Annotated in this window: 9 protein-coding genes, 2 pseudogenes and 1 riboswitch; of the genes and pseudogenes, 5 read left to right on the top strand and 6 right to left on the bottom strand. The window is 63.2% G+C overall.

The annotated features are described in order from the left end of the window. Positions 1-210, bottom strand: a pseudogene (locus BO74_RS20010) (IS110 family transposase); the annotation flags it as partial. Positions 211-361: 151 nt separating this feature from the next. Then, a riboswitch (TPP riboswitch) is annotated at positions 362-459 on the top strand. A 103-nt stretch (positions 460-562) separates the two neighbouring features. Here BO74_RS20010 and thiS point away from each other — a divergent pair. The 4 genes from thiS to thiF are packed head-to-tail and all read left to right on the top strand — an operon-like array spanning position 563 to position 3,212. Continuing rightward, on the top strand, positions 563-772 hold the full coding sequence (gene thiS / locus BO74_RS20005; protein ID WP_496444984.1) for a sulfur carrier protein ThiS: 210 nt from the start codon (positions 563-565) through the stop codon (positions 770-772). 3 nt (positions 773-775) lie between these two features. Continuing rightward, the gene (locus tag BO74_RS20000; RefSeq protein ID WP_496444982.1) at positions 776-1,549 is read left to right on the top strand and encodes a thiazole synthase; all 774 of its coding nucleotides are present in this window, start codon (positions 776-778) and stop codon (positions 1,547-1,549) included. Positions 1,550-1,557: 8 nt separating this feature from the next. Continuing rightward, positions 1,558-2,676, top strand: a complete 1,119-nt coding sequence (gene thiH / locus BO74_RS19995; protein ID WP_496444980.1) for a 2-iminoacetate synthase ThiH — start codon at positions 1,558-1,560, stop codon at positions 2,674-2,676. A gap of 5 nt (positions 2,677-2,681) precedes the next feature. Further along, on the top strand, positions 2,682-3,212 hold the full coding sequence (gene thiF, locus BO74_RS19990; protein ID WP_496444978.1) for a sulfur carrier protein ThiS adenylyltransferase ThiF: 531 nt from the start codon (positions 2,682-2,684) through the stop codon (positions 3,210-3,212). 35 nt (positions 3,213-3,247) lie between these two features. On the opposite strand, the gene BO74_RS19985 is transcribed toward thiF, so the two are convergent. The 5 genes from BO74_RS19985 to BO74_RS19965 form a co-directional block, all read right to left on the bottom strand. Then, positions 3,248-4,342: an AbrB family transcriptional regulator gene (locus tag BO74_RS19985; protein ID WP_496444976.1), complete on the bottom strand. Its 1,095-nt coding sequence runs from the start codon at positions 4,340-4,342 to the stop codon at positions 3,248-3,250. A gap of 382 nt (positions 4,343-4,724) precedes the next feature. Continuing rightward, positions 4,725-4,868, bottom strand: coding sequence for a hypothetical protein (locus BO74_RS19980; protein ID WP_496444974.1), 144 nt, complete (start codon positions 4,866-4,868; stop codon positions 4,725-4,727). 121 nt (positions 4,869-4,989) lie between these two features. Further along, positions 4,990-5,331 carry a hypothetical protein gene (locus BO74_RS19975; protein WP_496444972.1) on the bottom strand — a complete coding sequence of 114 codons (342 nt, stop codon included), beginning with the start codon at positions 5,329-5,331 and terminating at the stop codon, positions 4,990-4,992. A 243-nt stretch (positions 5,332-5,574) separates the two neighbouring features. After that, a complete protein-coding gene (locus tag BO74_RS19970; RefSeq protein ID WP_496444970.1) occupies positions 5,575-6,030 on the bottom strand; it encodes a hypothetical protein in 456 nt (151 codons plus the stop codon). Continuing rightward, positions 6,003-6,944 (bottom strand): hypothetical protein, encoded by a 942-nt coding sequence (locus BO74_RS19965; RefSeq protein ID WP_496444968.1) that lies wholly within the window; start codon positions 6,942-6,944, stop codon positions 6,003-6,005. The genes BO74_RS19970 and BO74_RS19965 overlap by 28 nt, the downstream gene beginning before the upstream one ends. A 320-nt stretch (positions 6,945-7,264) precedes the next feature. Here BO74_RS19965 and BO74_RS19960 point away from each other — a divergent pair. Then, positions 7,265-8,158 (top strand): annotated as a pseudogene (locus BO74_RS19960) (IS630 family transposase); the annotation flags it as partial.

Below are 8,158 nucleotides of genomic sequence, written 5' to 3'. Positions count from 1 at the left end.
CGTGTGTCCCAACTGGCTCAGTTCGCGCGCCCAGTAATGGGCGCTGGCGCACGCTTCCATGCCAATCAGGCAGGGCGCTTGCCCGGCAAAATAGCTGCGCACTTGCCGGCGCGAGAGCGTTCGCTTGACCTGCACCGCTTCGTGCCGATCCACGCCATGCACCTGAAATACTTGCTTTGCCAAATCCACTCCAACGCGCGTAAGGTTCATCTTGGACTCCTTCCTTCGTTTGACTGGTTGGTGACAACTCCAGTCTGGCACATCGATGCCGGTGGAAGGGAGGAGTCCATCCCATTGGCCTTCGCCGGAATGACGACTCCTGTAGTTGCTTGACACCCAAAGGCTTTCCCGTCTATAACCCCTCTGTCGCTAGGGGTGCGTAGTTGCTGAGAGGACTCTGTCCAACCCTATGAACCTGATCCGGGTAATGCCGGCGAAGGGAAGTGGACAAGTCAAGACGATCCGGTTTCTCAAGTCATGTTTCCGGTTCCAGGCTCCCGAAAAGCCGCTTGCCCTTCCCCAGGGACAAGCGGCTTTTTCATTGGTCTTTTGGGAGATGTCTATGGAACTGATCGTCAATGGCGCGCCGGAAAACACCCAGTTCGCGTCGTCCGCAACGTTGCTTGCCGACTTCGTGCAGGCGAAAGGCTTGCCGGCCGCTTCGCTGGTCGTTGAGCTCAACCGGCGCATCGTGCCGCAGGGTGAATGGGCGACTACCTCGCTCGTTGCCGGCGACCGGCTCGAACTCCTGTCCTTCGTCGGGGGAGGTTGAGCGATGAGCGATGACGCATTGATCTTGGGCGGGGTGCGTTTCACCAACCGCCTGTTCACCGGTACCGGCAAATTCGCCAGCAACGACCAGATTCCGGCCATGCTGGCGGCGAGCGGCTCGCAGATGATCACCGTGGCGCTGCGCCGTGTCGATCAGTCTGGCCGCGCCGAGAACATCCTCGACTTCATTCCCAAGAACGTGACGCTCTTGCCGAACACGTCTGGCGCGCGCGACGCCGACCAGGCGGTGCGCATTGCTCGCATCGCGCGGGCGGCCGGCTGCGGCGACTTCATCAAGATCGAAGTGATCACCGACATGCAGACGCTGATGCCGGACAACTGGGAGACGCTGAAGGCGACTGAAATCCTCGCGCGCGAGGGCTTCGTCGTGCTGCCGTACGTCCTGCCCGACCTTCCGCTCGCCAAGCGGCTGGAGGATGCCGGCGCGGCGGCCGTGATGCCGCTCGGCGCGCCGATCGGCACCAATCGCGGGCTGGAGACGAAGATGCTCATCGAGTTGCTGATCGCGCATTGCCGTCTGCCGATCATCGTCGATGCCGGCATCGGCCGCCCGTCACACGCGGCCGCGGCGATGGAGATGGGCGCGGCGGCGGTGCTGGTCAATACGGCCATCGCCACGGCAGCCGATCCGGCAGCGACCGGGCGGGCGTTTGCGCTTGCCGTCGAAGCCGGACGGATGGCCTTCCTGGCGGATCTGGCGGGCGAGTCGGCGAACGCGCGAGCGTCTTCACCGCTTACCGGTTTTCTTGACGATTAGGAGGCCACATGTCGTTTCAGGAATGGCTCTCCGACTATCGGGAATTCGACTTCGACGGCTTTTTCGCGAGCGTGACCAACGCCGATGTGGTGCGGAGCCTGAACAAGGAATCGCTCGGCACGACGGACTTCATGACATTGCTCAGCCCTCTCGCTGGCGACCACCTCGAGGCCATCGCGCAGCGGGCGCAGCAGTTGACCGTGCAGCACTTCGGACGCACGATCCAGATGTTCATTCCGCTCTATCTGTCGAATCACTGCAAGAACCGCTGCGCCTACTGCGGCTTCAACGTCACCAACGAAATCCCGCGCCGTGTCCTCTCTCTCGCCGAGATCGAACGCGAGGCAGAGGCGATTGCGCGCACCGGCATGCAGCACGTGTTGATCCTCACCGGCGAGGACCGGCGCACAACGCCGCCCGAGTATCTGTGCGAGGCCGTGGCGTTGCTCAAGAAGTACTTCGCCTCGGTGTCGATCGAGATCTACCCGCTGCACACAGAGGAATACGCGCAACTCAAGGCGACCGGCGTGGACGGGATGACGGTCTTCCAGGAAACCTACGATCCGGTGGTCTACAAGGCCGTACATCTCGGCGGCAAGAAGCGTGATTTCGCCTGGCGGCTGGATGCGCCGGCGCGCGCCGCCGAGGCTGGCCTGCGCACGGTCAACCTCGGTCCCTTGCTCGGGCTGGCCGAACCGCGCCGCGAGATGTTTTTCACCGGCCTGCACGCACGCTTTCTAGAAACCAACTACCTGCAGACAGAAGTGGCGGTATCACTGCCGCGCATCAACGAGGCGGAGGGCGGCTTTTCGGCGGGGCAACTCGTCGGTGACCGCCTGTTCGTGCAGTTGATGACGGCGTTGCGCATCTTTCTTCCGCGCGCCGGGATTACCTTGTCAACGCGCGAGCGGGCGGCGTTCCGCGACCGGCTGCTCACGCTCGGCGCTACACGCTACTCGGCCGGGTCGAGCACCGGCGTCGGCGGCTACGCCGCTCCGATCAAGCAGCAGACGGAGCAGGCCTTGCAGTTCGAGATCACCGACGACCGCAGCGTCGATGAGGTCGCCGCGGCCATCGTCGCCCGGCGTTATCAACCCGTGTTCAAGGACTGGGAGGCGGCACTTTGAAGAGGATGAAGATTGGTATAGCGGGCGCGGGCGGCATCGGTTCCAACGTTGCCCTGAATCTCGTGCGCAGTGGCGTCAAGGTGTTGCGTATCGTCGATTTTGACTGCGTCGAGGCGTCGAACCTCAACCGGCAGTTCTTCTTTCGCGACCAGATCGGCCGCACCAAGGTCGAGGCGTTGCGTGAGAACCTGCAGCGCATCCGGCCGGAAATCGATGTCGAGGCGATCGTCGCGCGCGTGGACGAGATCAACTGCCGTGCATTGTTCGGCGATTGCGATCTTGTCGTCGAAGCGTTCGACAAGGCGGCGTCGAAGAAGATGCTGATGGAAGGCCTGGCCCGCGATCAACTCGTCGTTTCCGCGTCCGGAGTCGCCGGCGGCTCGCTCGATGGCATCCACTGGCGGCGGGCGGGGCGGGCGCACATCGTCGGCGACTTCGTCAGCGACTGCGCCGACTGGCCGCTCTTCTCGCACAAGGTTGTTACGGTGGCGAGCCACATGAGCGCCTTCATTCTCAAGGAGATGGGTGCGTTTTGAGGCTTGCTGACGCCCCCGGCGAGTGCCGGGGGGCTTCACGCTTTCGTGTTTTCCTGCAGGCGGCGGGCCATGTATTTTGCCAACGCCGGACCGGTGAGTACCACCATGAGAAAACGCGCTGTCTGCAAGGCCATCACGAACGGAACATTGACATTGGATGAGGCCGCGATGACGGCGACCGAGTCGAGTCCGCCGGGGCTGGTCGCCAGGTAGGCGGTGAGCGGGTCGAGATGGGTCAGATGGGCGACGATTGCGGCGATGCCGGCGCAGGCGAGGACCAGGCAGACGATCGAGACGATCATCGACGGCAGGGCGCGCGCGGCCTGGCCCAGTGTCTGCCGGGAGAAGCGCAAGCCGATGGTCCAGCCCAGCGCGACATAGGTCGGTGCGAGAATCCACGGCGGCAGGGCGATGCGCATGATGCCGTTGGCCTGCAAGGTGGCGCCGATGAGCATCGGCCCGAGCAGTGCGCCGCCGGGAACCTTGAGGCGCTGCGCGATCAGTGAGCCGGCACTGGCGAGCAGCAGGGTGCCGCCGAGGTCGGACCAAGCAACCGGTGCGAGCCAGTTGGCAAAGATGCTCTGGCAGCTCTGGGTGCCGCCCATCCAGAAGTGCGCGACGACGGTTGCCAGCACGGTGACGATGATGACGCGCAGGTATTGCATGACCGCGACGAGGCGCATGTCTCCGCCGTAGGCGTCGGACATCAGCGTCATGACCGATGCGCCGCCAGGGGAGCAGGCCCAGATGGCTGTCGTTCCCGGCAGGAGTTGCTTCCGTGCGAGGACCCAGCCCATTCCGGCACACACGAGGATGACCGTGACGGTCACGGAAAGGAAAAGCAGCCAGTCGTGACGTAGTGAAACGAGAATGTCCGGGGTGATGCTGCGGGCGACCAGGCAACCGATCACGCCCTGCGCGACGACGAAAGCCCGGCGCGGAATCCGGGGCGTGCCGTCGGAGATGGCGATCAGGATCGCTCCGAGCATGGCGCCAAGGAGGAGCGCCGCGGGCAGCCTGACGGCATCGAAGAGTGCGGCGAAAAAGATTGTCAGGGCGAGCAGGATGCCCCAGTGGACGAAACGCGGTCGTCCGTTCAGGGACGGGAAACGGCTGCCTTGAGCGTGCATGTCGGTTATCGGGAAAAGAACCCCTGCAATCGGCCCGTCGGGCGGGTGCAAGGCGAATAACGGGGAAGACCGAGCGGCATTATACGCGGACGCGGATTCCCGGTTGTCCTCCGTCTGGCGACTCAACTCCTCTCTAACAGCTTTTCAAAGGCTTTGCGTGCCTCGATTTCGTCGCGCCAGGCCTGTGCGGCGGCGAGGGCAGGGTCCGGACCGCCGTGAGCCTTGTCGGAAAGCCGCTTCTGGAACTCGCGCGGCAAGTGACTGCGACTGATTCCAACCCGTCACTCCGGCCAGTGCTGACCATGCTTCAGGCGAAAGATACAGCGCAGCTCGGGCGGGTGGCGGGGACGGTGTGACCTCGCTGAAAGTGCGTTCTGGCTCATCATGTTTTGCCGCCAATGTTGGCAGGTTGCTCGTAGCTGACCAGTATCCAGATTGTCTCGGCGAGGACGTTGGGCGGTTCGCCTTTTGGTTTCTGCCACAGATTACGCTCGGGGTCGCGCACGATGACGGTGGGATGGGTCATGCCTTGGGAGAAGAAGCGGCGTTTCTCGCCGGAGGCATAGCGGCAGACGCGGCAGACGCGGCTGCGTCGCTCGCCGGGACTGGAGGCTGGCGCAAAGTATTCACGATGCCGTCCCTCAGCGTCATGAATTCCTCCTTGCCAATGTTGCCTTCTGCCCTTTTGGGAAGGGAAGCAGTGTGACGAACTTTTTCCAGCGATCATTGTTCGGGTCGAGTGCGGAGACAGGCAATTCGTTGGACGCTTTGAGTGCGCCGACGACTGCGTTGTGTCGATCCTTGGGCGGCACTCTTTCCAGCATCTCCCTGGCCTTGAATCCGCGCCGGATGCCGTTCAGGAGGCTGTGGCTGCCGTTAACGAGGCTTTGCATCGAGTAGACCTGCACGGCGATGGAAGCCTTGGCAAGGAGCCTCTCGGGGGGAACACGCAAGGTGATATAGACGTGGAAGCCGGCTGCAGCGCTCATCGAGGTCGGCGCTGCCGTCGGAGTGGCTGGTGTCAAACTTCAGAACCACAGGGACAGGCCCCGGGTTTTCGATGACTTGGCTATGGGGTGGCGGCTTAAACGGAAAATGACTCTGACCCCTTTGATCCTGCCTTTGATCGTTCTCCGGGTTGAACAGTGTTGGAGAAACTTGCGAGCAAGTCACGAGTTCGCCATTCCGGCGTCTGTTGTAATGACTGCCAGATCGACGCATCGCAACACTGATCAATCCGACCACCCCTGCATGCGATCCGGGGCGGCATCGTGTCGGCGGCTCCACCAGGGCAGATGCGCGGTGGCTTCGCCGCGGGCGCGGAACCAGTTCTTCTTCGGGTCGAACGGCGTCGGCTTGGCCGGCGGGCGGATCAGGAGTGCCGAGGCGGCGGGGACTCGGGTGTCAGCAGGCGCGGAAGTGGGACGGGAATCTGTTTCACGCGTAGCGGCGACCAGCACCGGGGTGTTCCGGTGATGGGCGTAGGCGATGCCGAGCACCAGGCTCGTGGGCACCGATCCGGCGTTCAACTCGCCGAGGACGGTCCCGGTATTGAAGCCCTGCTTCAGGAAATCGAGGTCCGGCAGGCTCGTCGTCATCGCCTGCGCCAGTGCTGCGATGCGCTCGGAAGCGGTCTCCGAGCCTTGGCCCGCGTCGTGGATCACGTAGCCGATCTTTGCGGCCGGCAAGTTGCCGCGTGCCGCGGCGCCGGCTTGCCGCTCCCTGGCGCGACCGGCACCCGGCTCTCGCGCTGCACGAAAGCCAGCGGCTCGCGCCCGGTCGGATAGTCTGGATGCGCCAGCACCAGCAGCACGCCGGTCTCGTTCAGCTGCGCATCCTTCGGAAAGGACGGCGCATCGAAGGCCATCACCCACACCGTGCGTTCGGGGTTCTCTTCGAGGTAATCAAGCGCGGCGGACAGTGCCGAGAGTCCCGCCTCCGGGCCGCCGGCATGCACGCGCACGGAGGGCGGCGCCTGGGTGGTGGAGAGCTTGGGGCTGTACAGGCCGAAGTAGGAGGTCATCTCGTTGCGCACGAACGCCGCGCTGTCGGCGGCCGACTGCGACGGCGGCAGGACCAGTTCGATACGCTGGCCGGCCACCTCGCGCCACGGCGAACGATCCTTGGCCACCGAATAGAAATAGTGCTTGTTGGTGAGATAGGGGGAAGAGAACTTGCTGAGAAGCTCGTCGAGGTAGTCCGTCGAAAACTGTTGGAACGACTTGCCGAACATGTTGCTAGCGATCGGCCCGATGGGTTGGACGGTGGAATACTTCTGCGGTTTCTTCGGCAAGACGTCGTCGTCGGCGTTGGGCTTGGCAAGCCCGAGGGTCCATAGGGTCTGCCATTCCGTCGGGTAATCGCGCCGCTGCAGCGGATTGAGCCACTGCAAGCCGACAACCTGGGCGGCGAAGCGGTGCTTGGCTTGGGCAGCGGTCTGGCGGGCGACTTCGGTGTCGGCGGCCTGCTTTTCGACGCGGGCCTGTGCGGCGGCGGCGCGGGCGGCGTCCTGGCGGTCGTTGAAGCGGTGGGCGCAGCCAATCAGGAACGGGGCGATGATGGCGAGGAGGTACAGGGCGGTGGGAATACGCAGGCGGGTCATCCAGAGGTCCTCGAAAGAGAGTTGGGAGAGCGGCGGCAGCGATCGCCCAGAGCAGGGCGACGTCGCCGACGATGGCAGCTACGGTTAGCGCCCGGCGCAGGTGACAGAAACCGGCGGTCGGACCGTCAGCGTAGTCGCCCTTGGGTCTGTGCCCGAACACGCTCAGGGAAAAGGCCCCAACATCGGTATGGCGCATGCGGATAGCAACAGGGCCATCAGGCAAGGAAGCAGTTTCTTTACGGCATCTTTCAGTGTTTTTATCGCATCTCCGGCGTTATTAACCCGGCCCTTAAATAAGCTGTTTGTTGTATGATTTCCGCATGGAAAAGGTTGATGCGCGTAAGCTGGGTTATGAGGGGCGAGATACGCTGCGAAAGATGGCGCTTCGACTGCGGAAGCAATCGGGCCTGAGCGGTGTTGAGCTGGCCAAGGTGGCGGGTGTTCATGTCCGGACCGTTCAGGCGTGGTTGCGAAAGGCCCAGACCGCCGGCGAGGGTTCCCTGACAGAAAGGCTGCGGGGACGTCCGCCCGGCGCCTGTCGCAAACTGTCGATGGTGCAGGAAGTCTGGATTCGACAACGCATTGTGGGGGCGGTGCCCGCGCAGATGAGTTTGCCGTTTGCGTTGTGGACGCGGCGCGCCATTCAGGCTCTGGTGGCTGCCCAGTTTGGTATTGAGGTTTCGGATCGCCTGATCGGGAAGTACCTCAAGCGTTGGGGCTACACCGCCCAGCGACCGGTCAAGCGAGCGATGGAACAGCGCCCCGCATTGATTCAAACCTGGTTGCGCGAGAAGTATCCGGCGATCGCTGCGCGCGCCAAGGCCGAGGGCGGTGTGCTCTACTGGGCCGACGAGACGGCGGTCAAGGAAGATGCGCACTGGGTTCGTGGCTTTGCCCCGGCTGGTCGCACGCCGGTGCTGGACATGCCAGCACGCTGGGACAAACTGTCGATGATTTCGGCGATCACCAATCGCGGCGAAATCAGCTTTCAAATCGTCGAAGGGACCATCAACACCGAGCGTTTCATCGAGTTCCTTGAACGTCTGCTCCAAGAGGCGCCGGCCAAGATCTTCCTGATCGTCGATAACCTGCGCCAAACTCGTCCAGCAATGGATCGAGCCTCGCCTGGACAAGATAGAACTCTTCTACTTGCCGCCCTACGCCCCGGAATCCAATCCCGACGAATATTTGAATCACGACTTCAAAACGTCCCT

It is taken from the genome of Propionivibrio pelophilus DSM 12018 (assembly GCF_059569095.1).
This window is presented reverse-complemented; position numbering and strand designations above follow the sequence as displayed.

What these genes read in the sequence shown, in the direction of transcription:
- thiS (WP_496444984.1), top strand. Translation starts at nt 563, where the DNA reads ATGGAACTGATCGTCAATGGCGCGCCGGAAAACACCCAGTTCGCGTCG.
- BO74_RS20000 (WP_496444982.1), top strand. Translation starts at nt 776, where the DNA reads ATGAGCGATGACGCATTGATCTTGGGCGGGGTGCGTTTCACCAACCGC.
- thiH (WP_496444980.1), top strand. Translation starts at nt 1,558, where the DNA reads ATGTCGTTTCAGGAATGGCTCTCCGACTATCGGGAATTCGACTTCGAC.
- thiF (WP_496444978.1), top strand. Translation starts at nt 2,682, where the DNA reads ATGAAGATTGGTATAGCGGGCGCGGGCGGCATCGGTTCCAACGTTGCC.
- BO74_RS19985 (WP_496444976.1), bottom strand. Translation starts at nt 4,342, where the DNA reads ATGCACGCTCAAGGCAGCCGTTTCCCGTCCCTGAACGGACGACCGCGT.
- BO74_RS19980 (WP_496444974.1), bottom strand. Translation starts at nt 4,868, where the DNA reads ATGACCCATCCCACCGTCATCGTGCGCGACCCCGAGCGTAATCTGTGG.
- BO74_RS19975 (WP_496444972.1), bottom strand. Translation starts at nt 5,331, where the DNA reads ATGAGCGCTGCAGCCGGCTTCCACGTCTATATCACCTTGCGTGTTCCC.
- BO74_RS19965 (WP_496444968.1), bottom strand. Translation starts at nt 6,944, where the DNA reads ATGACCCGCCTGCGTATTCCCACCGCCCTGTACCTCCTCGCCATCATC.